23 protein-coding genes are annotated in these 23,953 nt (G+C 61.6%); 15 read left to right on the top strand and 8 right to left on the bottom strand.

Annotated features, from left to right (window positions below; genetic code table 11):
- The first annotated feature begins 106 nt into the window (after positions 1-106).
- Positions 107-472, top strand: coding sequence for a response regulator (locus K7431_RS01110; protein WP_012724196.1), 366 nt, complete (start codon positions 107-109; stop codon positions 470-472).
- A gap of 158 nt (positions 473-630) precedes the next feature.
- Positions 631-2,031 (top strand): DUF1254 domain-containing protein, encoded by a 1,401-nt coding sequence (locus K7431_RS01105; protein WP_012724195.1) that lies wholly within the window; start codon positions 631-633, stop codon positions 2,029-2,031.
- Between the two features lie 262 nt (positions 2,032-2,293).
- Here the strand turns inward: K7431_RS01105 and K7431_RS01100 are convergent, their stop codons facing one another.
- Both K7431_RS01100 and K7431_RS01095 read right to left on the bottom strand, forming a co-directional pair.
- Positions 2,294-2,965 carry a DUF3313 domain-containing protein gene (locus tag K7431_RS01100; RefSeq protein WP_043205340.1) on the bottom strand — a complete coding sequence of 224 codons (672 nt, stop codon included), beginning with the start codon at positions 2,963-2,965 and terminating at the stop codon, positions 2,294-2,296.
- A 143-nt stretch (positions 2,966-3,108) separates the two neighbouring features.
- Positions 3,109-3,603, bottom strand: coding sequence for a hypothetical protein (locus tag K7431_RS01095; RefSeq protein ID WP_043205339.1), 495 nt, complete (start codon positions 3,601-3,603; stop codon positions 3,109-3,111).
- A 199-nt stretch (positions 3,604-3,802) separates the two neighbouring features.
- Between K7431_RS01095 and ccoN the strand changes: the two genes are divergently transcribed.
- The 3 genes from ccoN (at position 3,803) to K7431_RS01080 (ending at position 6,224) form a co-directional block, all read left to right on the top strand.
- Positions 3,803-5,230, top strand: coding sequence for a cytochrome-c oxidase, cbb3-type subunit I (gene ccoN, locus K7431_RS01090; RefSeq protein ID WP_012724192.1), 1,428 nt, complete (start codon positions 3,803-3,805; stop codon positions 5,228-5,230).
- Position 5,231: 1 nt separating this feature from the next.
- Positions 5,232-5,441 (top strand): cbb3-type cytochrome c oxidase subunit 3, encoded by a 210-nt coding sequence (locus tag K7431_RS01085; protein ID WP_012724191.1) that lies wholly within the window; start codon positions 5,232-5,234, stop codon positions 5,439-5,441.
- Between the two features lie 90 nt (positions 5,442-5,531).
- Positions 5,532-6,224, top strand: coding sequence for an aspartate/glutamate racemase family protein (locus K7431_RS01080; protein WP_012724190.1), 693 nt, complete (start codon positions 5,532-5,534; stop codon positions 6,222-6,224).
- On the opposite strand, the gene K7431_RS01075 is transcribed toward K7431_RS01080, so the two are convergent.
- The gene (locus K7431_RS01075) at positions 6,221-6,733 is read right to left on the bottom strand and encodes a GNAT family N-acetyltransferase (protein WP_012724189.1); all 513 of its coding nucleotides are present in this window, start codon (positions 6,731-6,733) and stop codon (positions 6,221-6,223) included. The genes K7431_RS01080 and K7431_RS01075 overlap by 4 nt on opposite strands.
- Before the next feature lie 238 nt (positions 6,734-6,971).
- On the opposite strand from K7431_RS01075, the gene K7431_RS01070 reads away from it, so the two are divergent.
- The 4 genes from K7431_RS01070 (at position 6,972) to K7431_RS01055 (ending at position 11,238) form a co-directional block, all read left to right on the top strand.
- On the top strand, positions 6,972-7,943 hold the full coding sequence (locus K7431_RS01070) for a helix-turn-helix transcriptional regulator (RefSeq protein ID WP_012724188.1): 972 nt from the start codon (positions 6,972-6,974) through the stop codon (positions 7,941-7,943).
- A gap of 102 nt (positions 7,944-8,045) precedes the next feature.
- Complete coding sequence (locus K7431_RS01065) at positions 8,046-8,921, top strand: transporter (protein ID WP_012724187.1); 876 nt, start codon at positions 8,046-8,048, stop codon at positions 8,919-8,921.
- A 23-nt stretch (positions 8,922-8,944) separates the two neighbouring features.
- Positions 8,945-10,129 (top strand): MFS transporter, encoded by a 1,185-nt coding sequence (locus K7431_RS01060; protein ID WP_012724186.1) that lies wholly within the window; start codon positions 8,945-8,947, stop codon positions 10,127-10,129.
- The gene (locus K7431_RS01055) at positions 10,126-11,238 is read left to right on the top strand and encodes a class II histone deacetylase (protein WP_012724185.1); all 1,113 of its coding nucleotides are present in this window, start codon (positions 10,126-10,128) and stop codon (positions 11,236-11,238) included. Before K7431_RS01060 ends, K7431_RS01055 begins: the two co-directional genes overlap by 4 nt.
- Here K7431_RS01055 and K7431_RS01050 read toward each other — a convergent pair.
- Both K7431_RS01050 and K7431_RS01045 read right to left on the bottom strand, forming a co-directional pair.
- Complete coding sequence (locus tag K7431_RS01050) at positions 11,235-12,377, bottom strand: glycerate kinase (RefSeq protein WP_012724184.1); 1,143 nt, start codon at positions 12,375-12,377, stop codon at positions 11,235-11,237. The genes K7431_RS01055 and K7431_RS01050 overlap by 4 nt on opposite strands.
- Positions 12,378-12,468: 91 nt before the next feature.
- Positions 12,469-13,575, bottom strand: coding sequence for a sugar diacid recognition domain-containing protein (locus tag K7431_RS01045; protein WP_012724183.1), 1,107 nt, complete (start codon positions 13,573-13,575; stop codon positions 12,469-12,471).
- 161 nt (positions 13,576-13,736) lie between these two features.
- Between K7431_RS01045 and K7431_RS01040 the strand changes: the two genes are divergently transcribed.
- On the top strand, positions 13,737-15,047 hold the full coding sequence (locus K7431_RS01040; protein WP_012724182.1) for an MFS transporter: 1,311 nt from the start codon (positions 13,737-13,739) through the stop codon (positions 15,045-15,047).
- A 54-nt stretch (positions 15,048-15,101) separates the two neighbouring features.
- On the opposite strand, the gene K7431_RS01035 is transcribed toward K7431_RS01040, so the two are convergent.
- The gene (locus K7431_RS01035; protein ID WP_012724181.1) at positions 15,102-15,806 is read right to left on the bottom strand and encodes an SDR family oxidoreductase; all 705 of its coding nucleotides are present in this window, start codon (positions 15,804-15,806) and stop codon (positions 15,102-15,104) included.
- Between the two features lie 101 nt (positions 15,807-15,907).
- Between K7431_RS01035 and K7431_RS01030 the strand changes: the two genes are divergently transcribed.
- The 3 genes from K7431_RS01030 (at position 15,908) to rarD (ending at position 18,954) form a co-directional block, all read left to right on the top strand.
- A complete protein-coding gene (locus K7431_RS01030) occupies positions 15,908-16,810 on the top strand; it encodes a LysR family transcriptional regulator (protein WP_012724180.1) in 903 nt (300 codons plus the stop codon).
- A gap of 79 nt (positions 16,811-16,889) precedes the next feature.
- The gene (locus tag K7431_RS01025; RefSeq protein WP_012724179.1) at positions 16,890-17,900 is read left to right on the top strand and encodes an aldo/keto reductase; all 1,011 of its coding nucleotides are present in this window, start codon (positions 16,890-16,892) and stop codon (positions 17,898-17,900) included.
- Between the two features lie 172 nt (positions 17,901-18,072).
- A complete protein-coding gene (gene rarD, locus K7431_RS01020) occupies positions 18,073-18,954 on the top strand; it encodes an EamA family transporter RarD (protein WP_043206249.1) in 882 nt (293 codons plus the stop codon).
- Positions 18,955-19,013: 59 nt separating this feature from the next.
- Here rarD and hppD read toward each other — a convergent pair whose 3' ends face one another.
- Positions 19,014-20,090 carry a 4-hydroxyphenylpyruvate dioxygenase gene (gene hppD, locus K7431_RS01015; RefSeq protein WP_012724177.1) on the bottom strand — a complete coding sequence of 359 codons (1,077 nt, stop codon included), beginning with the start codon at positions 20,088-20,090 and terminating at the stop codon, positions 19,014-19,016.
- A 244-nt stretch (positions 20,091-20,334) separates the two neighbouring features.
- Entirely contained in the window at positions 20,335-21,258 is a 924-nt protein-coding gene (locus K7431_RS01010; protein ID WP_043205338.1) for a DMT family transporter, read from the bottom strand.
- Between the two features lie 77 nt (positions 21,259-21,335).
- On the opposite strand from K7431_RS01010, the gene K7431_RS01005 reads away from it, so the two are divergent.
- Together K7431_RS01005 and K7431_RS01000 are read left to right on the top strand one after the other, a co-directional pair.
- Positions 21,336-22,205 (top strand): LysR family transcriptional regulator, encoded by an 870-nt coding sequence (locus K7431_RS01005; protein WP_012724175.1) that lies wholly within the window; start codon positions 21,336-21,338, stop codon positions 22,203-22,205.
- 96 nt (positions 22,206-22,301) lie between these two features.
- Positions 22,302-23,843 carry an EAL domain-containing protein gene (locus K7431_RS01000; protein ID WP_043206247.1) on the top strand — a complete coding sequence of 514 codons (1,542 nt, stop codon included), beginning with the start codon at positions 22,302-22,304 and terminating at the stop codon, positions 23,841-23,843.
- The last annotated feature ends 110 nt before the right edge of the window (positions 23,844-23,953 follow it).

Genomic DNA, 23,953 nt, shown 5'->3' with positions numbered 1-23,953 from the left:
GTTTTTACGGCCTGCGGGAACTTGTCACGAGTGCGCGCTTACTCAAGGAAGAGGCCTGTCAGAACGGCCGCGTGTAAACCCTCGCCTTTTTTGGGAATTTCATATTATGTCCGCAGTCACTTCCACCATCCTTGTCGTTGAAGACGATGCCATCGTGCGCATGCTCATCGTCGATGTTCTGGAGGAGTTGGCGTTCAGTGTGCTGGAGGCTGCCGACGCGGCAGAAGCGCTGGCAATGGTGGAAAACACCGAACATGTCATCGACCTGATGATGACCGACGTCGGCCTGCCGGACATGGACGGCAAGCAGCTGGCCACCAAGGTGCGTGAACTGCGCCCTACCCTGCCTATCCTGTTCGCCAGCGGCTATGCGGAGAATATCGACGTGCCCGCCGGCATGCAGGTGATCGCCAAACCGTTTTCCATTGATCAATTGCGCGACAAGGTCAAATCGATGCTGCCCGCCGCCTGAGACCCCCTCTTGGCGTGTGCGCCGTCCCGCCAGGGCAACGATTTGCGCACAGATGGCGCTTGTTTGCAGGGATTAACGTGACGTTCGGCCAATAAACCGGTTAACTCGGCGGTTTAATCCCATGCCCTCAAAAAAGATCTCTGGAAGGACGCAACAACATGATTGGAAAACCGACGCGCCTGCTGTTGGCGAGCCTCTCGATATTCATGAGTACCGGCGCCTGGGCCGACTTCACCGCAACGCCCAGCGAAGCGCGGGCCATTGCCAAGGAAGCCTACCTGTATGGCTTCCCGGTGGTGGAGATGTACAAGACGCTCTACACCCAAGCCGTTGACAAGGGCGGTGCCAATTTCAAGGCGCCGATCAACCGTATCGGCCACTCCGCCCAGGTATTTACGCCCAAGGACACCGGGGTCGTCACACCGAACCCGGACACGCCCTACTCCTTCGTGTGGATGGACCTGCGCAGCGAACCGCTCGTACTGACCCTGCCCAAAATCGAAGACGACCGTTACTACTCGGTGCAGTTGATCGACCTTTACACGCAGAACTTTGCCTACCTGGGCACTCGCAGTACCGGTAATAACGGCGGCCACTACATGATCGCCGGCCCGGACTGGAAGGGCCAGCAACCGGTGGATGTGGACCGCGTGATCTACAGCGAAAGCAATATCGCCTACGCCCTGTACCGCACGCAGCTGTTTGATGAAAAAGACCTGAACAAGGTCAAGCAGATCCAGAGTGGCTACAAAGTGCAGTCGCTGAGCAGCTATGTGAAGCTCGCCGCACCGGCCAAGGCGCCGAAAATCGAATGGCCGAAGCCGACGGCAACCATGAGCGACAGCCCACAATTGTTCCGCTACCTGAACTTCATGCTGGCGTTCGCCGCGCCCCAGGACAGTGAAAAAGACCTGCTGGCACGCTTTGCCAAGATCGGTGTCGCGCCAGGTGCACCGTTCAAGGTCAACCAGCTGACCGCCGAACAGCGTAAGGCCCTCGAAGACGGCATCGCTGATGGCAAGGCCGAGTTTGCCGCGTTCAAGAAAGACAAACTGGACACGCAACAAATCCCCAGCGGGGAGCTGTTCGGTAGCCGCGACCACCTTAAAAACAACTACCTGTACCGCTATGCGGGTGCCGACACGGAGCTTTTCGGCAACTCCACCGACGAGGCGGCTTACTTGACTTACGTCGTCGACAGCGAGGGCAAACCGGCCAACGGCGCACGCCATAGCTACACCGTGCACTTCGCCAAAGACCAGTTACCGCCAGCCGACGCGTTCTGGTCGCTGACCATGTACTACGCCAAGACCAAGCTGCTGGTGCCTAACCACAAGAAACGCTACCTGATCAACTCGCGGATGCTCTCCAGCCTCAAGCGCGACGCGGATGGCGGCCTGACCCTGGCGCTGCAGCACCACGAGCCGCCAAAAGCGGAACAGAGCAACTGGTTGCCGGCCCCGCCAGGCCCGTTCTATGCGGTGTTGCGCATTTACCTGCCCAAGCCTGAGGTCGGTAGCGGTCAATGGAAGCTGCCTCCCCTGACCCCGCTCAAGTAACACCTCATGCCCGGTCACAACAGCGTCAGGCCGGGCATGTCCTAATGCCAGTCATTTAAGGGTGAGCACCGTAACTGTGGCGAGGGAGCTTGCTCCCGCTGGGTCGCGAAGCGGCCCCAGCTTTTTGTTTCAAAAGACTGGGACTGCTGCGCAGTCCAGCGGGAGCAAGCTCCCTCGCCACGGGTTACTTTTCGCTCTTGCTGCTTCTTAACTGACTGGCATTAGGGCATGTCCCTCCGATACAAGGCCAATCCCTGCGGATTTATGGGCGTTTGAGCTTGAGGTACGACTGATGCAAGTCGGACGCCCAACCATCAATCACGCCTTTTACATCGTCAGCTTTCATCACCTGCGAGTCATTGGCCAATGGCTTGCCGGTGCCTTTGCGCACCACTTGGGCAAGTACCTTGCCACTTGAGCCGTCGAGAAACTGCGCCTCGGTGCCCAGGGTGGTTTCCTGATCACGGATGCCGGTGCCGGTACTCACCGCCGCGGCAACCAGAGCCACGGGGATGAACTCATAAGGCTTGAGGCCTTCGGTCTTGCTGCTGACGGCGGTGATCGCCGCACGTACCACCATCACGCCGGGGCCAGGACCATTGGCCAGGGGCAGGGATTTTTCCAGCTCCCGCCTAAGCGCCTGGCTGTAGTAGGCGTTGATACCAGTGAGGGTACTGTCGGGGATTTTCGCGGTCGCCTGCGGTTTGGGATAGAACTGGGTCGGTTCGATGTACACCGCGGTATAGCGGCTCAGGTCCAGTTTGGGGTCGACCCAGCGCATCACTTCGGCACCCGAAGGGGATTTGGCTTCCTTGAGCTGGCTGTAGTCCGAGAGGAAGCCGGAATACTCATCCGGTTGAGTGACCTTGCTGGCACAGCCTGCCATCGCGATTGACGCAACGCCCAGCGTGCTGATCAGTAGCCTTAGTTTCATCATTGAACTCCCTGGCAGTCATCATCGAAATGTTGAGCTGTAGGTATAGCCAATCCTGAAAAATTAGCGTTATTGCACGAGTCGGTTTGACCGGCCGGCGATGCTCCAGCAGCCCAGCGGTCGTGGCGACCCCGCGCTGACACTCAGCCGCGTTCGCGTGGAATCAGGCTTTGCAACTGCGAGGCCAGGAAGTTGGCGTCGAAGCCAAAGGTGTCGGGGTCTTTCAGGCCATTGGTCTTTTTCCACAGCCAGTCGTTCTTGTCCGCGGGCAGCACCAAGGAAACGCTGCCGTGCCGCGCAGCGGTCAAGCCCATGACGGACACGGAGATCAAGCCACCCACTCCCATCACATCGGGCACGAACTCGACCGGCTTGCCGGTGATCTGTACGGTCAGTTTTTCGGTCTTGAAGGTCGATGTCTCCACCGGCACGCTCGGGCCGCTGGCAACGTAGGCCTCGCGATGCACCTCCAGCAGTCCCACGGTCTTTACCGGTTCCAGCCACTGCTCGATCTGCCCGAACAGCTCTGCGAGCTTTTGCGCCCAGCGGGCCGATTGCACATCGAATTGCTGTTTCTTGTGCGCTTCGCTATCGGCGTAGTGACGAAGCATCTCGCCCAGTTGCTGTACATCGTCCATTGCGGATTTCCTTGGGTGGGCCAGGTAACTAGCGTCGATCATGGCAGATGCAGCCACTGGCCGTACGATTAACGGCTTTTTTGTAATGAGCCCGGCGGCTCCAAGCAAGCTGATCCGCCGTAATGAGGTATTTCTGAGTCTGTTTTGTTTTGCCCACACTTCCTAAAGTGCCGCCACTTGGAACCGTGGGAGGACAAGCATGAGCACCGCAACCATCGGGCAGGCCTATAACTATAAAGTCGTGCGTCAATTTGTAATCGCCACCCTCGTCTGGGGCGTGGTCGGCATGGCGATGGGCGTGTGGATCGCCTCGCAACTGGTCTGGCCGGAAATGAACCTGGATCTGCCCTGGACCACCTTTGGCCGGTTACGGCCCTTGCACACCAGCCTGGTGATCTTCGGCTTTGCCGGCAGCGCACAGTTTGCCGCCAGCTATTACGCGGTGCAGCGCACCTGCCAGGTTCGGCTATTTTCCGACCGCCTCGCTGCGTTTACGTTTTGGGGCTGGCAGTCGGTGATCGTGATCATGCTGATCAGCTTGCCGCTGGGCTATACCACCACCAAGGAATACGCCGAGATCGAATTCTCCGGCGCGGTGTGGATGGCGGTGGTGTGGGTGGCCTATGCCGTGGTGTTCTTTACCACGGTGGTGCGACGCAAAACCCAGCACATCTACGTGGGCAACTGGTTTTTCGGCGCGTTTATCCTGGTGATCGCCATGCTGCACGTGGTCAACCACCTGGCAATCCCGGTGGACGGATTCAAGTCGTACCCGGTGTATTCCGGGGCCACCGATGCCATGGTGCAGTGGTGGTATGGGCATAACGCGGTAGGGTTTTTCCTGACGACCGGCTTTCTGGGGATGATGTATTACTTCGTGCCCAAACAAGTCGGCCGACCGGTGTATTCGTATCGCTTGTCCATTGTGCATTTCTGGGCGTTGATCACCCTGTATATCTGGGCCGGCCCGCACCATTTGCACTACACCGCGCTGCCGGACTGGGCGCAGTCACTGGGCATGGCAATGTCGCTGATCCTGCTGGCGCCGAGCTGGGGCGGGATGATCAACGGCATGATGACGTTGTCCGGAGGCTGGCATCAGTTGCGCACCGATCCGATCCTGCGTTTTCTGGTGCTGTCGCTGGCGTTCTACGGTATGTCGACATTTGAAGGCCCGATGATGGCGATCAAGACCGTCAACGCCCTCTCCCACTACACCGACTGGACCATTGGCCACGTCCACGCCGGGGCGTTGGGCTGGGTGGCGATGATCACCTTTGGCTCGCTGTACCACATGATCCCCAAGGTATTCGGGCGCGAGCAGATGCACAGCGTGCCGCTGATCAACCTGCACTTTTGGCTGGCGACCATCGGCACCGTGCTGTACATCGCCTCGATGTGGGTCAATGGCATAACCCAGGGCCTGATGTGGCGGGCAGTCAACGATGACGGCACCCTCACCTACTCGTTTGTCGAAGCCTTGCAGGCCAGTCATCCGGGGTTCGTGGTGCGTTTTGCCGGGGGCGTGTTCTTTCTGACCGGGATGGTGCTGATGGCCTACAACACGTGGCGCACGGTGCGTGTCGCCGACCTGAGCATGGCTCAACTTGACGCGCGGATTGCCTGATATGGGCGGCTTACTGATGGTGGTGTGCCTGTATGGCGCGGTGGAATACTGCTTGCGCGGTCAGTCTGAGCAGAGCCTGGACGACGCCAGCCTGATACCTTTTGCCGATGACCCGCAAGTGGCGCGGCGCGTAGAGCGGGCGACCGGCAAGCAGATCAACGCCGTGGCACCGGAAGAGGCCAAGCCGGGCTGGATCAACCTCGACCTGTAGAACTGCACCGGTCATTTCGCCGGCAACTGCGTATGACTAATCCGCGGCTGATGCGTAAGGTGAAGCGACTTTCCTTGCCAGGAGCACCGCATGCGCACCATCGGTCTTATCGGCGGCATGAGCTGGGAGTCCAGCGCCGAGTACTACCGCATCATCAACCAACGCGTGCGCGACCAACTCGGCCCGCTGCGTTCGGCGCAACTGCTGATGTACAGCGTAGATTTCGGCCCAGTGGAGCAGGCTCAACACGCCGGCCGCTGGGACGATACCGCGCTGATCCTCGAAGATGCCGCGCGCCGCCTGCAGGCCGGCGGTGCGGAGTGCGTGGTGCTGTGTACCAACACCATGCACCTCGTGGCGCCGCGTATTGAAGCGGCCGTCTCGATTCCGTTCCTGCATATCGCCGACGCAGCCGGCGCGGCGGCCGTGGACGCCGGCACGCTCACAGTCGGCCTGCTCGGCACCGCGTTCACCATGGAGCAGGATTTCCTCATATCCCGCCTGGCGGCCCAAGGCCTGACCGTGCTGGTGCCCGAGGCGGACGCACGCCAGGCGGTGCACCGGATCATCTATGAAGAATTGTGCGTCGGGGTGATCAGCGACACATCACGCCAGGTCTACCAACGGGTGATCGAGTCCCTGGCCGCACGCGGTGCCCAGGCGATCATCCTCGGCTGCACGGAAATCAGCCTGCTGATCAAACCCGAACACAGCCGCCTGCCGCTGCTGGACACCACCGAGCTGCATGCGCAGGCTGCGGTGGCGTTCGCCTTGCAGGATTAAGCCGACGTGCGCAGGCGCGCCATGCTCACGGTGTCGACAAACCGACCGTCACGCAGGGCGTAATCGCGCAACACGCCTTCAACTTCAAAGCCGAATTTGCGGTACAGCGCCTGCGCCGCTTCGTTGTCGGCGTACACCGTGAGTTCCACCCGGTGCAGGTTCATCCAGTTGTCAGCCACGTCCAGCGCTGCCGTCAACAACCGCGAGCCGACGCCCTTGCCCTGCCACGCCGTCGCCACGCCCATGCCGAACGAGCCAACGTGGGCCTGGCGCACGCGCAGGTACTGCTCCAGGCCAAGCTGGCCAATCACCTCGCCGCCGTGCACCGCCACCAGCTGTAGCCGCCGCTCGTTGTCCATCACCAAACGCTTGCGCCACGCCTCGACCGACTGGAAAGGCATCTGCAGCACCTGACGGCACACGGCCGGTTCGTTATAGAGCGCGGCGACCCCCTCAAGGTGGGCCTCGGTAAAGCGCTGGATCACGATATGAGGTTCAGGCGTGTGCATTGTGTTTCATCCTTTGAAAGACAAGTGACCGGCCAGTGTAGGGGGAAAACCGGAAGGGGGAAAAGCGCCGTGGCACCTCCCGAAAGATCCCACACACCCATCGGCCGCATCCTGCATCTGAACGATAGCGATCGTACTCGGCTGCACCGATACTTGGCCCAGGCCCTGCCACGTCATTTCACCGTACCGGCCTTCACCCTGTGACCAGAACAATAAAAAGTCGCACAGAGGAACACTCATGAGCCGTCCTGACCCTTCGGGCCTGTTGCAGGCCTTCAGCACCCTGATCCTGGATCTGCAGCGATTGGCCCAACACCAGGACATCGAGCACTTCCAGCACCACGCGTTGGCGCGCGTCAGTCAGTTGTTGCACTTCGACAGTGCCTGGTGGGGCCGCGCGGCGCTGATCGGGGATTTGCCGGAAGAACACAGCAGCTGCCTGTACCACTTGCCGCCGGCTTACTTGACCGACTGGCAGTCCGTCCGTCATCTGGATGTGACCGTCGGGCGCGTGCATGCTCAGCCCGGCGAGGCGGTGATCATCGATATGTCGGACCCGGCGAGCGGCACTGGCTTGAACTGGCTGGCCGACCGGTACGGCATCGGCGAACTGTTGTGTGTCATCCACATTGACCCGCAAACCAGCCTCAGCGATCACCTGACCCTGTATCGAAAGCCCGGAGCGCAACGGTTCGCCGAACAAGACTGCCAGCTGCTCAACCACCTGATGCTGCACTTGGTGGCAGCGGTCTCGGCCAACCAGATCCGCACGCTGGTGGCCACCCGCGAAACCCTGATCAGCCCGCGCAACCTGGCCTTGGCGGTGTGCGGCCCGCACGGCGTGTTGCAGTGCGCCGAACGCGGCTTTATAGACTTGCTGCTCAGCGAATGGCCGCAATGGAGTGGTCCGACCTTGCCGGTGCCACTGGATGAGCGTGGCCATGAGGGCAAGCACATCCATATCCAGGTGTCCGCGGTGGGCGACCAGTTCCTGTTGGCCGCGCGCGTCAACCGAGCCCTGCCCCAGCTCAGCCCACGGGAGAATGCTGTAGCCCAAGGCTTCGGCGAGGGCAAGACCTACAAGGAAGTCGCCCGCGACCTGGGGCTCTCGCCCAATACCGTGCGCCATCACTTGCGCACGATCTACAGCAAGCTCGGGGTCAGAGACAAAGCACGCATTGCGCACTTGGTGCACGCCCCACCTGAATAATCCCGCGTTTTTTTAGTTTCTTTGCGCTGCCCGTTTTGGCGGCCACGGGCGGCTTTTGCCCAACTTTCAGTCCCTGCCCTCACCCATAAGAGACACCTTGCCATGACTCAACCCACCCTGCGCACCTTGCCTTTACTGCTCGGCGGCACCTTACTGTGCCTCGACAGCCAGGCTGCCGACCTCAATGCCCGGGATTTCTTCAGTGCACCGCCCGGCACCCAACTCGGTGTGCTGTACCTGCCAGCCACCCGCGCCGGGGACTTTCACGGCCCGGCCGACACCACCGGCAAGGCCGAACTCAAGGTCAATGCCGTCGCTTACCGGCAGGTGTTTTTCACCGATGCCTGCGGCACGCTCTGCACCCCGCAGTTCATTGTGCCGTTTGCCGATATCAATGCTCGCCTGCCGGGCGCGACCCGGCACACCGGAGAAAGCGGGTTCGGCGATCCACAGGTCGGCGGCACGCTGTTTTTCATCAATGACCCGGCGTCCCGCACCTACAGCGGCCTGCTGAGCCTGATCACCGTGCCGGTGGGCGAATACCACCGCAACAACCCCGACGTCTCGCCCGGCGGCAATCGCTGGGGCGCGACCTTTGTCTACAACTACACCCAGGGCATCGGCGAAAAATGGGTGCTGGAAGCCAACCTCGAAACCCAGCTGTACGCCACCAATGACGACTACTTTGGCAGCGAACTCAAGCAAGACCCACTGTATCGCCTGCAAGCGTTTGCCTCCTACGACTTCAGCCCTGCCACCTACGGCGCATTTCGCCTGATCCAGGCCGAGGGTGGCGCGCTGCGCATCAACCGTCAGCGAATCGACGACACCCGCAAGCGCTACACCCAGCTGGGGTTCGAGGTCGGGCATTGGCTGGATCAGCAGAACCAAGTGATGTTCAGCCTTTCGCAAAACGTCGCGGCATCCAACGGCTATGCCGGCACCGAGGCCTTGCTGCGCCTGGTCCATGTGTTCTGACCCCCCTTTTCCGGAGCCTGACCATGCACACTCATTCCCACGCAACACAGGATCGGCCTCGCCCAGCGTCCGTTTCCTGGAACCTGCTCGCCGCCATCGTGCTGTTTGCCGCGATCACCCCGACCATCCTGATGACCGCGCCCGCCGTGGCCGCGCAGTTGGGCGCCCAATGGCAACTGAGCCCCTCGCAGATCGGCGACTTGTTTTCGGTGGAACTGGGCGCGATGAGCCTGGCGACCCTGCCCGCCCTGTGGTGGCTAAGGCGCGTGAACTGGCGGTTGGCGGCCCTGGCCGCTGCCGGGTTGTTTATCGCCGCCAACCTGCTGTCGATGCTTGCCGACAGCTACACCCACCTGCTGACCCTGCGCTTCGCCAGTGCCTTGGCGGGCGGTTCATTGATGATTATCTGCCTGGCCAGTGCGGCCACCACGGCCAACCCCAGTCGCGTCTACGGGTTGTGGGTGATGGGGCAACTGGTCGTGGGCGCCATCGGCCTGGCGGTATTGCCCGGTTTGTTCGAGCGCTATGGATTGGGTGCCTGCTACCTGATCCTCGCCGGCCTGATGACCCTGTTGTTACCCCTGGCGCGCAGTTTTCCTAACGCCGCCCCGGCGCCACAAACAGCGGAAACCGCGCGGGTGTCCGGCTCGCGATGGCACGCCGCGCTGGGCGTCGGTGCGGTGCTGGCCTTTTACATCAGCCTTGGCGGGGTCTGGACGTTTATCGGCGCCCTGGGCGCCCGTGTCGGGATATCGCCGCAAGACAGCGGCGAGGTGCTGGCCGTTGCGACGGTCATGGGGATCGCCGGCGCCGCCTGTGCGTCGCTGATCGGCCCACGCCTGTCGCGCCTGCGATTGTTGCTGGCGGGCTATGCCCTGATGGCCGCCGCCGTGTTGCTCCTGCTGGGCCAACCGACGCTGATGCGCTTCGCCCTGGCGGCGCTGCTGTTCAAGTTCACCTGGACCTTCATCCTGCCGCTGATCCTCGCGTGCCTCGCCGACCTCGATCACAGCGGCAAGCTGATGAATGCCTCGAACCTGGTGATCGGCGGCGGCCTGGCCATCGGCCCGGCGATCGCCGGCCGGCTGATCGAGGTCAGCGGCAGCTTTACGGCGCTGTTGATCGGCGGCGCCGTGATCACCTTGTTGTCGCTGGCGATGATCCTCGCCAGCCGTCCTAAACCCGTCGTTGAAATGGAGCCTGTATGAACCGAACCACCGCGTTTTTCTTTGATGAAATGAGCCTTTGGCACAGCGCCAGCGCCCATGCATTGACCTTGCCCGTGGGTGGCTGGGTGCAGCCACCGGCCGGCAGCGGGCATGCCGAGTCCCCCGAAACCAAACGGCGCATGAAAAGCCTGCTGGATGTGTCTGGGTTAAGCCATCACCTGGACATCCACAACGCTGCGGTCGCCAGCGAAACCGACTTGTTGCGCGTCCATGGCCGCGAATACCTGCAGCGCTTCAAGGCGCTGAGTGATGCCGGTGGTGGCGAGCTTGGGCCGCAGGCGCCGATAGGCCCGGGCAGCTACGAGATTGCCCGGCTCTCCGCCGGCCTGACCATGGCCGCCGTCGACACCGTGCTCAAGGGCCTCGCGGATAACGCCTACTCGCTGTCTCGCCCGCCTGGCCATCACTGCCTGGCGGACAGCGCCATGGGCTTCTGTTTCCTGGCCAACATCGCCATCGCCATCGAAGCCGCCAAGGCCCGCAGCGGGCTGGGCAAGGTCGCCGTGATCGATTGGGACGTACACCATGGCAACGGCACGCAAGCGATTTTTGAGGCGCGGGCGGATGTCTTGACGATCTCGTTGCATCAGGACGGTTGTTATCCGCCGGGCTACAGCGGTGAACAGGATCGTGGTCGCGGCGCCGGGCGGGGAGCGAACATCAATATTCCCTTGCCGCCGGGATGCGGCCACGACGCTTACTTGCATGCGATGACGCGCATCGTGGTACCGGCGCTGGAGCGCTTCCAGCCGGAACTGATCATCGTCGCCTGCGGCTTTGACGCCAACGCCGTCGACCCACTCGCGCGGATGTTGCTGCACAGCGAGTCGTTTCGCCTGATGACCCGTTGCGTGCGCCAGGCTGCCGAACGCCTGTGCCAGGGGCGCCTGGTGCTGGTGCATGAAGGCGGCTACAGCGAAGCCTATGTGCCGTTTTGCGGCTTGGCGACGCTGGAGGAATTGTCCGGTGTGCGCACAGCCGTGGAAGACCCGATGCTGGCACTGGTCGAGCTGCAGCAGCCCAAGGCGGCGCTGCTGGAGTTTCAGAAGCGGTGGATCGATCAGTTGGCAGCGGGCTTGATTGATTAGCGGGTGCGCACCGCCAATCGCCACACCCGCGCAATATCCGACGCCCGCTCACGCAGCAGGCGCGGCGCCTCGCTGCAGGCTTGCTCAAGGCTCATCGGCCCCGAAGGCAAGGCGAAAGCAGCATCCACGCCATGGGCATACATCTGCTCATAGCCCTCGCCCAGCGTGCCGGCAATCACAATGACCGGCACGTTGTGCTGCCGGGCGATACGTGCCACGCCGAACGGGGTTTTGCCGCGCAGGGTCTGGGCGTCGAAACGGCCTTCGCCGGTGATCACCAGGTCGGCGCCACGCACAGCTTCATCCAGGCCGACCAATTCGGCGACCACGTCTACACCGGCACGAAACTGCGCGCCCAGGAACGCCTTGGCGGCAAAGCCCAAGCCGCCGGCGGCGCCGCTGCCGGGTTCGTCGCGCACGTCGTTGGGCAGCACGCGGGCGCAGTGATCGGCAAAGTGACCAAGGGCGGCGTCCAACTGTTGCACTTGCTCGGGATTGGCGCCCTTCTGCGGGCCGAAAATCGCCGACGCGCCGTGGGGCCCGCACAGCGGATTGTTGACGTCCGCAGCGATTTCGAAGCGGACCTGCGCCAGGCGCGGGTCCAGCTGTTCAAGGCTGATATGCGCCAGGCGCGACAGGGCCAGGCCGCCGGGTGGCAGCCGTTGCGCCTGTGCATCGAACAGTTGCACGCCCAGCGCCTGCATCGCGCCCGCGCCACCGTCGTTGGTGGCACTGCCGCCAATCGCCAGGATGATGCGTTGGGCGCCGGCATCCAGGGCTGCGCGGATCAGTTCGCCGGTGCCGTAAGTGGTAGTGACACAGGCATCGCGCTGTTCCGGCGGCAGCAGTTGCAGGCCGCTGGCCTCGGCCATTTCGATGATGGCGGTGTGGCTGTCAGCCAACCAGCCCCAACGTGCTTGAACCGCTGCGCCGAGCGGGCCTCTCACGGTGTGGCGCCGCCACTCGCCGTGACATGCCGCCAGCACCGAATCCACCGTGCCTTCACCGCCATCCGCCATTGGACACTGGACCAACTGTGCATCCGGCCAGACCTGCGCCAGCCCGTCAGCAATGGCCTGGGCGACGCCTTCAGCACTCAGGCTGTCCTTGAACGAGTCGGGGGCGATGATGATTTTCATGGGCTTTCTCCGGTTTTTATAACGCCCATGCTGCCAGTTGGCACGGCCGCTGACGCCGGTCCGGTGCACAAGTGCGGATGCGCTTTGTTGTTCATTCCGACAAAGCCTGGGGCAGCAACTGCACGCCGAGGTAGAGCGCAAGCATGCCGTCCAGGGTCAACGGGTCGACACCGCTGAGTTCGGCAATGCGCTCCATGCGGTAACGCAGGCTGTTGCGGTGAATGCCCAGCGCATCGGCGCAGGCCTGGCTTTGCCCGTCGTGTTCGCACCAACTGCGCAGCGTGGCCTGCAGTTGGCCATTGCTGTCTTTGGCCAGCACTTTGCGCAGGGGGTTGAGCAGTTCGTCGAGGGCATCGTCGTTGCGATGGCGCCAGAGCATCACGGGCAGGCGATAGCGGTTGAGGGTCAGCAGCCGTGACTGCGGCAGCACATCGCGGCCATAGGCGAGCAAATCACCGACGCGTCGATAGCAACGGCGCAGCCCCGCCAGCCCATCCGCCTGCCCCCCAACGGCGACGCGCAGGATATGCCAGCCGAGGCCATCAAGCTTTTCCAGCAGCCGTGGGTTGTCGACCTGTATCGCGGCCGGACGGCACCATAACAATGAATATTGCGCCGAGCTGACGCACCAGCTGTCCGGGTAACGCGAGGTCAGCCAGGCACTCAAGGCTTCCGCCGATTGCCCCGCGCCCAGTTCGAACAGGTACGGTGTACGCGCCATCTGCGGCTTGAGCCCCAGTTGTTGAGCTTCGTCCACCAGGCGCGGTGAGTCGCCGGTATCGGCCAGCAGCAAGGCCAGCAGATCGTCACAGCGTTGGCGCCGCCATTGTTGCTCGGCCTGCTGGTGGCGATGGCTCACCAGCATTTCGGCGGTCATGCGCACCAGCTCGGCGTAGGTGCGCAGGCCTTCCGGCTCACCGGTGATGCCGAGCACGCCGATCAGGCGGCCGTCATGCAGCAGCGGCAGGTTGATGCCCGGTTGCACGCCTTTGAGGTGCTTGGCGGTCTGGCCGTCGATTTCCACCACACGGCCATTGGCGAGCACCAGTTGTGCGCCTTCATGGCGAGTGTTGATACGCTCGGGCTCACCGCTGCCGAGGATCAGGCCCTGGCTGTCCATGACGTTGACGTTATGGGGCAGGATCGCCATGGTTCGATCGACGATATCCTGTGCCAGGTCATGATCCAGCTCGAACATGGGGCTAATTTCCTAGAAAACGATGGTTGTTCACAGGCACAGCGCAATAGCGGCTTCACTGTGCGCACGCACAAAGACAGCGGCCTGCCAGGTGGCCGAGACTCAGTGGGCGATCAACGTTAACCTCGCATCGCAAAAAATCATAATAAAGAGAGACTCCCATGTCACAGAGCGCCGCCGTCACACTGGCCACCGATGACGATAAAAACGCCATCTACAAGCGCGTTACCCTGCGCTTGATCCCCTTCATTTTCATCTGCTATCTGTTCAATTACCTCGACCGGGTAAACGTTGGCTTTGCCAAGTTGCAGATGCTCGATGCGTTGAAATTCAGCGAAACCGTGTACGGCCTCGGTGCCGGGATCTTCTTTATCGGCTACGTGTTGTGCGGTGTGCCGAGCAACCTGGCGCTGACCAAGTTCGGTCCACGGCGCTGGATTGCATTGATGATGATCGTCTGGGGCACGCTGTCGACCTGCCTGCTGTTCGTCACCACACCGACCCACTTCTACACCCTGCGCCTGTTTACCGGCGCCGCCGAAGCCGGCTTCTTCCCTGGCGTGGTGCTGTACCTCTCGCAGTGGTTCCCGACCTTCCGCCGTGGGCGGATCATGGCGCTGTTCATGTCGGCCATTCCGGTTTCCGGCCTGCTGGGCAGCCCGTTCTCCGGCTGGATCCTCAACCACTTCGCGGCGGGCCAAGGCGGCCTGGCCGGTTGGCAGTGGATGTTCCTGCTGCAAGGTATCCCGACCGTGATTTTGGGCGCCCTCGCCTATTTCCTGCTCAGCGACAGCTTTGCCCACGCCAAATGGCTCAAGCCGCACGAGCGCGCAGTGCTGGAAGCCGACCAGGCGACCGACCTGGCCAACAAGCCGAAAACCACGACCGATTCGCTGGCCGAAGTGTTCAAGAACCCGGCGATCTGGGCGTTCGGCCTGATCTACTTCTGCATCCAGAGCGGCGTGTATGCGATCAACTTCTGGCTGCCGTCGATCATCAAGAACCTGGGCTTCAGCGATAACCTGGTGATCGGCTGGCTCAGTGCGATCCCTTACCTGCTGGCGGCGGTGTTCATGTTGCTGGTGGGTCGCTCCGCGGACTTGCGCAAAGAGCGTCGCTGGCACTTGGTGGTGCCGATGTTGATGGGCGCCATTGGCTTGGTGATCGCGGTGAACTTCGCGACGACGCCGGCCATTGCGATCCTCGGCCTGACCATCGCCACCATGGGTGCGCTGACCGGCCTGCCGATGTTCTGGCCGGTGCCCACCGCGATGCTCAGTGCCGGCGCGGCGGCGGGTGGCCTGGCGTTGATCAACTCCATGGGCCAGATGGCCGGCTTCCTCAGCCCGTACATCGTGGGGTTTGTGAAAGATGCCACTGGATCAACGGATGTGGCGCTGTACCTGCTGGCGGCGGTGATCGTGGCGGGTAGTGTGCTGGCGTTGCGGATGACGCGTACCCTGAAGGTCTAACGCAGTCACATGTGGGGAGTGGTGTGACCACCCCCCGCATTGTTTGTGCGGTGTTTACAACAGGCCGCCGCCGTCGATGTCGATCACGGCGCCGGTCATGAAGCCATTCTCCATGGCCAGCACATACCCCGCCGCGACCTCCTCCGTCTGCCCCACGCGCCCGACCGGCAACGCACCGCCGGCCTTGGCAAACATCACCAGGCGCTGTTCCTCAGCCAACCCCGCATAAGCCGGTGTGTCAATCACGCCTGGACTGATCACGTTGACCCGGCGCGGTGCCAGCTCCTTGGCCAATTGCTTGCCCAGTGCTTCGGTCGCGGCGTTAATGCCGGTCTTGATGAACTGGCCCGGTGCCAATTTACGTCCCAGTTGCCCCGAGGTCAGGCTGATGCTGCCGTGTTCGTCAAGAAAAGGCAGTGCCAGCTGAATCGCTCGCAGCGAGCCCCAGAGCTTTACGTTGAAATTTTCCTGGGCTTCGGCCAGGTCGGTCTCAAGCAAGGTCTTGGCGCGTACCGTCGGCCCCGAGGTGTAGACCAGGTGGTCAAAACGTCCCACGGTCTCGAACAGGCGTTGCAGGGAGGCTGCATCGGTGACGTCCACCGGTTCGCTGCGCAGGCCGTTTTCGTTGCCGGAGACCAAGCGCCGCCCGGCCAATATCACTTGTGCACCCCGCGCAGCGGCAGCCTGGGCCACGGCGGCGCCGATGCCGCTGCTGCCGCCGATCACGATGACGGTTTTGCCGTTGAGGGAAGAAGTCATGGGGAAAATTCCTGCTCGAGAAAATGAGCGTTCATCTTCCCAGCTTGGCAATCAGCGAAAAATCCCGGTAAAACGACAAGATCTTTAAAGGATTTTTACAAATGAGCTCAACCCTCGACCTTGAAGTCTTCGTGCGCACCGCCGACACCGGCAGCTTGTCCGCCGCCGCGCGCGGGCTTGGCTTGACCCCGGCCGCCGCCAGCATCGCCCTCAAACGCCTGGAAACGCGCCTGGGCATCCGCCTGTTGGCGCGCTCCACGCGCAGCATGCGCCTCACCGAGGAAGGTCGGCGCTACCTCGAAAGCGTGCGGGTAGCGCTGGAGGCGCTCTCGGAAGGCGAACAGGCGATCAAGCAGCAGGGCCAGAGTCTCAGTGGTTTACTGCAACTGGCGGCGCCTTCGGATTTCGGGCGCAATGTGCTGCTGGGCTGGCTGGACGAGTTCAAGCTCGAACACCCCAACATCCGTCTGCAATTGCTGCTCAACGACAGCAATGCCGACCTGTTCCGCGACACCGTCGACATTGCCCTGCGCTTTGGTGTGCCCAGGGACTCCAGCCTGGTAGCACTGCCGGTGGTGCCTGGGCACCACCGCATCCCCTGCGCCAGCCCGGACTATCTGGCGCGCCATGGCACGCCCCGAACACCGGCCGATCTGGCGCAACACAACGCACTGCGCTACATGCGTCAGGGCCGGGCCAACAGCACGTGGTATTTTCGCCAGGACACGGCGCTGCAGGAGGTTGAGGTGACGGGCGATTACTTGAGCGATGACGGCGAAATCGTGCGGCGCTGGGCGCTGGCCGGCCACGGCATCGCCTACAAAGCCAACCTGGATATTGCCCGTGACATCCAGGCCGGTCGGCTGGTGCCCTTGCTGCCTGATTGGCAGGGCGAACCGACGCCGTTCAACCTGATGTGCCCCCACCGCCTGCAAGTATCGGAACGGGTGAAAGTGTTGCATCGCTTTTTACAGGGGCGCTGTCAGGCGTTGCTGAGCGCGTGAAGAAACGCGTGCGGGGCTTGTCCCAGAGCCTTGGAGTCTGGTATTGCATGGCGTACGTTTCGGCCAAGAGGAGCTATCCATGATCTACCGCACATTGGGCCAGTCCGGGTTGAAGGTCAGTGCCTTGACCCTGGGCACCATGATGTTTGGCAAACAGACCAGCACCGAGGACTCGCTGCGCATCATCGACAAGGCCTGGGACCAGGGCATCAATTTTATCGACACGGCGGACGTCTACACCGGCGGCCGCTCCGAGGAAATCGTCGGCGAAGCGATCGCCCGTCACCGCGAGGATTGGGTGGTGGCGTCCAAGGTTGCCATCGGCCCCACCGACGGGTTGCCCAACCGTAGCGGCCTGAGCCGCAAGCGTATCTTCAATGCGTTGGAAGCCAGCCTGAGCCGCCTCGACACAGACTACCTCGACATCTACTACCTGCACCGTGAAGACCACACGACCCCGCTGGAGGTGACGGTGTCGGCAATCGGCGACCTGATCCGCCAGGGCAAGATCCGCTACTGGGGCCTGTCCAACTATCGCGGCTGGCGCATTGCCGAAGTGATCCGCGTGGCCGAGCGCCTGGGCGTGGACAAACCGGTGATCAGCCAGCCGCTGTACAACATCGTCAACCGTCAGGCTGAGGTCGAGCAGATCACCGCCGCAGTCGCCTACGGCTTGGGTGTAGTGCCTTACAGCCCATTGGCGCGTGGTGTGCTCAGCGGCAAATACGCCCCGGATGTAGCGCCCGAAGCCGGCAGCCGTGCGGCGCGCCAGGACAAACGCATCCTGGAAACCGAATGGCGCGTGGAATCGCTGCGCATCGCCCAGCAGATCCAGCAGTACACCCAAGGCCGTGGCGTGGGGATTGTGGAGTTTGCCATTGCTTGGGTGTTGAACAGTTCGGCGGTCAGTTCGGCGATTGTCGGGCCGCGCACCGAGGAGCAGTGGGACGCCTACCTTGGCGCGTTGGACGTGAAGATCACGGCGCAGGATGAAGCGTTCATCGACTCGCTGGTGACGCCGGGGCATTCCTCCACGCCCGGGTTCAATGATGTGGAGCACTTCGTCTCGGGCCGTGTGGCGCGCGGCTGATTTGCAAAATCCCTGTGGCCCGCAGGCCACAGGGCAGATCCCAACGAATTCACCGCGAGAAATTTTCCTGAAAAACGCCCCAAAACAGCGCAACCCTCTCACGCTAAAAGCACCATAATCCCCTCCTGCAATCCCCCTCTTTTTTGTACCCATGGTTTTTCGCGAGGACAGTGTGTCTAAAGGTGTTGTGTTATCGGTCTCGGCCTCGGCGTTGTTCGCTGTGATGTATTACTTCACATCATTGCTCACCCCCTTGAGCGGCCTGGAAATTTTCGGCTGGCGCATGCTGCTCACCGTGCCGTGCATGACGGTCTTCATGATCGTCAGCGGCGAATGGCGGCGGGTGTGGGAGCTGGTACGGATGTTAGCCGGCAAGCCCCGTCTGATCGCGGGTGTGCTGCTGTCTTCAGCGTTGCTCGGCGTGCAGCTGTGGCTGTTTATGTGGGCGCCGCTGAATGGGCGCAGCCTGGATGTGTCGGTGGGGTACTTCCTGTTACCGCTGACCATGGTGCTGACTGGGCGCCTGGTATGGGGCGAGCAGCTGTCGTATTTACAGCGGGTCGCGGTGTTTTTTGCAGGCCTCGGCGTGCTCAACGAGCTGTACCAGGCCGGCGGTTTCTCCTGGGCAACACTGGTGGTGATCATCGGTTACCCGCTCTATTTCATCGTGCGCAAATACCTCAAGACCGACCACCTGGGCGGCCTCTGGCTGGATATGGCGCTCATGCTCCCAGTGGCCTGGTGGTTTGTGCAGAGCGGCGAGCAAGGCTTTGCGGTGATGGATGCGCACCCGAAGCTGTATGCGTTGATTCCTATGCTGGGCCTGATCAGTGCGTCGGCGCTGGTGAGCTATATCATTGCCAGCCGTTTGCTGGCATTCAGCCTGTTCGGGCTGCTCAGCTATGTGGAGCCGGTGCTGTTGCTGGGCGTCGCACTGATCTTGGGTGAAGGGATCAAGGGCGGCGAGTGGTTGACCTACATCCCGATCTGGCTGGCGGTGATGGTGCTGGTGTTTGAAGGGTTCAAGCATTTGGTGCGTCAGCGTAGAGCCTGATGCACAGGCAATAAAAAGCCCGGCCGAGACATCTCTCGGCCGGGCTTTTTTACGCTTGCTTAGTCGGTGGCCAATACACCACGACGCACCTGGTCGCGCTCGATGGACTCGAACAGCGCCTTGAAGTTGCCTTCGCCAAAGCCATCGTCACCTTTGCGCTGGATGAACTCGAAGAACACCGGGCCCATCAGGGTTTCCGAGAAGATCTGCAGCAGCAGGCGCTTGTCGCCTGCAACGGACGAGCCATCCAGCAGGATGCCGCGCGCTTGCAGTTGATCCACCGGCTCGCCGTGGTTCGGTAAGCGGCCTTCAAGCATTTCGTAGTAGGTGTCCGGCGGTGCGGTCATGAAGCGCATGCCAATCTTCTTCAACGCGTCCCAGGTCTTGACCAGGTCGTCAGAGAGGAAGGCCACGTGCTGGATACCTTCACCGTTGAACTGCATCAGGAACTCTTCGATCTGCCCGGCGCCCTTGGACGACTCTTCGTTCAGCGGGATGCGGATCATGCCGTCCGGCGCACTCATGGCCTTGGAGGTCAGGCCGGTATACTCGCCCTTGATATCGAAATAGCGCGCTTCACGGAAGTTGAACAGCTTCTCGTAGAAGTTGGCCCAGTAGGCCATGCGCCCGCGATAGACGTTGTGGGTCAGGTGGTCGATGACCTTCAGGCCTGCGCCTTGCGGGTTGCGCTCCACGCCTTCGAGGTAGACGAAGTCGATGTCGTAGATCGAGCTGCCTTCGCCGAAACGGTCGATCAAGTACAGCGGCGCACCACCGATGCCCTTGATCGCCGGCAGGTTCAGTTCCATCGGGCCGGTTTCGATGTGGATCGGTTGGGCGCCAAGCTCGAGGGCACGGTTGTAGGCTTTTTGCGAATCCTTGACGCGGAAGGCCATGCCGCACACCGACGGGCCGTGCTCGGCCGCAAAGTAGGAGGCGATGCTGTTGGGCTCGTTGTTAAGGATCAGGTTGATCTCGCCCTGGCGGTACAGGTGCACATTCTTGGAGCGGTGGGTCGCGACCTTGGAGAAGCCCATGATCTCGAAGATCGGCTCCAGGGTGCCCGGCGTCGGCGACGCGAATTCGATAAATTCAAAGCCCATCAGGCCCATTGGGTTTTCGTATAGATCTGCCATGATTTGGCGCCTCATCATTCTTGTAGTGACGGATTCAATTGCCAGCAAGGATGAGGTGCACAGGCGGCGCACAGGAGAGGCCTCGCACGCTGCGGGCGAGGAAGTCACCAAAGATGAGGGGGGAGCCGAGTAGCTTCATGATGTCATCGGTCTCTGACGGCTTAGGCTTGCGTGAGCGCAAGTCCATATTCTTGTATGCGTAAATCGATTCTACACAGCGTAACAGTGTTTGTCCGTACTCTTATCAAATCCCCATTGCCTTGGCCTGCGCAAGGGGTTTGTTGCACAGGTAGATGCCCAGCAGGATCACCGCACCGCCGATCAGCATTGGCGCGGTCAACTGTTCGCTCAGCAGCAAGGCGCCAAAGATCACGGCCGTGAGTGGGTTAAGCGCGATGAATACCCCGGAGCGGGTCGCGCCGATACGTCGGATGCCATCGTAGTAGCCGATATAGGCCAGCGCCGACCCCAGCACACCCAGGTACAACAGGCTCATGACCTGCGAAAAATGCAGTTGGCCAATGGCCTCGACGCTAAAACGGCCCGTGATCAGCGAGGTCACGGTCAGCATCAGGGTGCCCAACAGGATTGACCAGGTGACCGTCTGCAGCGGCCCGAGGCTCTGGTTCAGTTCGCGGGAAAACAACGAGTAGATGCCCCACCCCACCACGCAACCAAAGATCAGCAGATCGCCCCGCCAGTTGCCGGCCCCTTCGCCCAGCAACTGCGGGTTGCGGCTGATGATGACCACGGCGGCGCCCGCCAGGCATAAGGCAATGCCCATGACCTTGATGCCGTTCAGGCGCTCCTTGAATAACCACCAGGACGCCAAGCCAATCACCGCCGGGTTCAGGGCCACGATCAATGAGGCGCGTGACGCGTTGGTGTACTGCAACCCGTAGAAGAAACACAGGTTGTAGAAAAAGATGCCGAAAAAACCCAGCACCAGCAATTGTGCGGCCTGCCGCGGGTTTGGGCGCGCCAAGGGAATACGTGCGCCCCCCATGAACACCAACAATGCCAGGCTGGCCAGGCAAAAGCGCAGGCTGGCCGCCAGCAGAGGGTCAACCGCCTCACTCAGGTAGCGACCGGCGACGAAGGTACCGCCCCAGATCATGGTGACGGCGGCCAACTTGAAGTAAGTGATGCGATCCGAGGTTGAATACACGGGCGGTGGCTCTAATGGCTTGAGGGTTAGCCCATTGTTCTGGTAATACAGAGTCATCGTAAAATGAGCTTTCACTCATGACCCTGACTCAACTTGAAATATTCTCCCTGGTGGCCGAGCTGCAAGGTTTTACCAGCGCCGCCCACCGCCTGGGCATCAGCCAATCGGCGGTGTCCCATGCGATCAAGGGGCTGGAGGAGGAACTGGGCGTGGCATTGTTCAGGCGGCACCAGGCCCAGGTGGAACTCAGTGATATCGGCGCGCAATTGCTGGGACGCGCCCGCGCGATGCTGGGGTTGGCCAATACACTGCAACAAGAGGCCGCGGACGCTCGGGGCATGAAACGCGGGACGTTGCGCATCGGCTCCTTCGGACCGACGTCCTCGACCTACCTGCTGCCGAAGATCCTCAACCGGTTTCGCCTGGAGTATCCCGGCATCGAAGTGCATGTGGACGAAGGGCCGGACAGGCAAGTCATGCAATGGCTCGACGAACGCCGGATTGATATCGGCTTTGTGGTACTGGAACAGGAACGTTTCGACACCTTCGCGCTGTTCGAGGACCAGATGGTAGCGCTGCTGCCGGCCGACCATAAGCTGGCGGCCCGCGAGCAGGTCAGCCTCAAGGAATTGTGCAACGACCCCTTTGCCCTGACTGAGGCCGGCTCGTCTGAATTGGTGCTGCGGCTGTTCAACGAGGCGCGGCTGACCCCTAACGTGCGTTTTCGCTGCTCGCAGTTGCTAAGCACCCTGGAAACCGTGGGTCGCGGCGATGCCGTGAGCGTGGTGGCGCAGTCATCGTTGCCAATTTGGCGCGATCAACGCTATGTACAGCGCGCGCTGTCACCGCGTGTGCCGCGCCGGGTGGGCCTGGCCGTGCTGGATCGGCGGCACGCGTCCCCTGCGGCCCTCGCCTTCATTCGCATTGCCCAAGCTTTGGCGTGGTAGTGGCAGCTACTGGCTAAACGCTAGGTACCGCGAGCTTATTTTGGCCTGGACCTCTATCATCAATTGAATCTGATCCTGCAACAGGCCGTTCACTTCATGCCCCTCACCGTCAACGGCCCGCGAAAACGCGCCACTCGCAACGTGATCACCGCGCTCAGTGCGCTGCTGCCGATTGCACTCGGGGTGGTCATTCTGCATTGGCAAGCCGAACGCACCCTGCAACAAAGCACCGCCCAGACGGCGCAGGAAGCCGTGCGCCAATTCGACCTGATGCTCGACAACACCGCCCTCGCCGCCCAGGCCTTGCTGCCATTGGCGGGACGACCCTGTGATGACGCTGCGCAGTTGGCGCTGCGCGAACAGGTCACGCGCCGGCCGTTCGTGCGGGCGACCACTTTGTCCTGGCAAAAAAATATCTACTGCAGTTCGCTGTTCGGCGGCACCTATGCGTCGCCGGTCAACCCGGACGACTATGTGGATGGCCGCTTATGGCTGATGAATGGCAACCCGGTGACGCCGGACACGGCATTGCTGGTCTACCGGCTGGTCGACGGCGACAAGGCCGCCTTTGCTTCGATTGATGGTTACCACCTGACCAACGCGCTGCGCCTAATCAGCCGTTACGCCGACCTGGTGCTGCAGGTTGGCCCGAATTGGCTGGGGGCGGATGGAAAGGTGCACGACACGCAGGTGCCCGTATTCGCCGTGGCCCATCATCGCCTGGCGTCCGAGCGGTTTCACTACAGTGTCGACGCAGGCATGCCGGCCGGCGAAGTTTGGCGGTATATGCAGGCCCGATACCCGGCACTGTTCAGCCTGGTGGTGTTCTTTGGCGTGCTGGCGGGCGTGTTGGCCCATTGGCTGCAAAAGCGCTCTTCGGCGCCGACCCATGAACTGCAACGGGCGTTGGGTGCCCATGAATTCATTCCGTATTTCCAACCGGTCGTACGCGGTGATACCCGTGAGTGGGCCGGTTGCGAAGTATTGATGCGCTGGCAACACCCTAAAGAAGGCCTGGTACGCCCCGACCTGTTTATCCCGCTGGCCGAACATTCGGGCCTGATCGTCCCCATGACTCGCGCCCTATTGCGTCAGACCGCTGCACAACTGGCGCCCCACGCGGCGCGGTTCCGCCCTGGATTCCATATCGGCGTGAACATCACCGCGCGCCACTGCCAGGACTTGGCACTGGTGGATGACTGTCGTGAGTTCCTCGCCGCCTTTCCTGTAGGCCAGGTGACACTGGTGCTGGAGTTGACCGAACGCGAGCTGATCGAACCCACCGACATCACCCGTCGCCTGTTCGATGCGTTGCATCAACTGGGCGTGATGATTGCCATTGATGACTTCGGCACCGGGCATTCCAGCCTCGGTTACTTGCGTAATTTCAATGTGGACTATTTGAAAATCGACCAGAGTTTTGTCGCCATGATCGGCGCAGATGCACTATCAGGGCATATTCTTGACAGCATCATAGAACTGTCCGGGAAGCTCGACTTGGGTATCGTCGCCGAAGGTGTGGAAACCGCTGAACAGTGTGAATACCTGGCGGCCCAGGGCGTGGATTTCCTGCAGGGCTACCTGTTCGGGAAGCCATTACCGTGCAATGAATTTATTAAATCCCTGGTCGGCCATTGAATAGCCATGCACTACCGGTGTTGAAATAATCTTATTTAGACAAAAGACATGATTTACTCGTAGCGGATTAACTACTACAATTTTTCCTGCCTGTGCAGAATTCGCGGGAC

Source organism: Pseudomonas fluorescens group sp., from assembly GCF_020093335.1.
Lineage (GTDB): Bacteria > Pseudomonadota > Gammaproteobacteria > Pseudomonadales > Pseudomonadaceae > Aquipseudomonas > Aquipseudomonas petroselini.
This window is presented reverse-complemented; position numbering and strand designations above follow the sequence as displayed.

Coding starts and splice junctions, on each gene's coding strand:
- K7431_RS01110 (WP_012724196.1), top strand. CDS start 107: ATGTCCGCAGTCACTTCCACCATCCTTGTCGTTGAAGACGATGCCATC.
- K7431_RS01105 (WP_012724195.1), top strand. CDS start 631: ATGATTGGAAAACCGACGCGCCTGCTGTTGGCGAGCCTCTCGATATTC.
- K7431_RS01100 (WP_043205340.1), bottom strand. CDS start 2,965: ATGAAACTAAGGCTACTGATCAGCACGCTGGGCGTTGCGTCAATCGCG.
- K7431_RS01095 (WP_043205339.1), bottom strand. CDS start 3,603: ATGGACGATGTACAGCAACTGGGCGAGATGCTTCGTCACTACGCCGAT.
- ccoN (WP_012724192.1), top strand. CDS start 3,803: ATGAGCACCGCAACCATCGGGCAGGCCTATAACTATAAAGTCGTGCGT.
- K7431_RS01085 (WP_012724191.1), top strand. CDS start 5,232: ATGGGCGGCTTACTGATGGTGGTGTGCCTGTATGGCGCGGTGGAATAC.
- K7431_RS01080 (WP_012724190.1), top strand. CDS start 5,532: ATGCGCACCATCGGTCTTATCGGCGGCATGAGCTGGGAGTCCAGCGCC.
- K7431_RS01075 (WP_012724189.1), bottom strand. CDS start 6,733: ATGCACACGCCTGAACCTCATATCGTGATCCAGCGCTTTACCGAGGCC.
- K7431_RS01070 (WP_012724188.1), top strand. CDS start 6,972: ATGAGCCGTCCTGACCCTTCGGGCCTGTTGCAGGCCTTCAGCACCCTG.
- K7431_RS01065 (WP_012724187.1), top strand. CDS start 8,046: ATGACTCAACCCACCCTGCGCACCTTGCCTTTACTGCTCGGCGGCACC.
- K7431_RS01060 (WP_012724186.1), top strand. CDS start 8,945: ATGCACACTCATTCCCACGCAACACAGGATCGGCCTCGCCCAGCGTCC.
- K7431_RS01055 (WP_012724185.1), top strand. CDS start 10,126: ATGAACCGAACCACCGCGTTTTTCTTTGATGAAATGAGCCTTTGGCAC.
- K7431_RS01050 (WP_012724184.1), bottom strand. CDS start 12,377: ATGAAAATCATCATCGCCCCCGACTCGTTCAAGGACAGCCTGAGTGCT.
- K7431_RS01045 (WP_012724183.1), bottom strand. CDS start 13,575: ATGTTCGAGCTGGATCATGACCTGGCACAGGATATCGTCGATCGAACC.
- K7431_RS01040 (WP_012724182.1), top strand. CDS start 13,737: ATGTCACAGAGCGCCGCCGTCACACTGGCCACCGATGACGATAAAAAC.
- K7431_RS01035 (WP_012724181.1), bottom strand. CDS start 15,806: ATGACTTCTTCCCTCAACGGCAAAACCGTCATCGTGATCGGCGGCAGC.
- K7431_RS01030 (WP_012724180.1), top strand. CDS start 15,908: ATGAGCTCAACCCTCGACCTTGAAGTCTTCGTGCGCACCGCCGACACC.
- K7431_RS01025 (WP_012724179.1), top strand. CDS start 16,890: ATGATCTACCGCACATTGGGCCAGTCCGGGTTGAAGGTCAGTGCCTTG.
- hppD (WP_012724177.1), bottom strand. CDS start 20,090: ATGGCAGATCTATACGAAAACCCAATGGGCCTGATGGGCTTTGAATTT.
- K7431_RS01005 (WP_012724175.1), top strand. CDS start 21,336: ATGACCCTGACTCAACTTGAAATATTCTCCCTGGTGGCCGAGCTGCAA.
- K7431_RS01000 (WP_043206247.1), top strand. CDS start 22,302: ATGCCCCTCACCGTCAACGGCCCGCGAAAACGCGCCACTCGCAACGTG.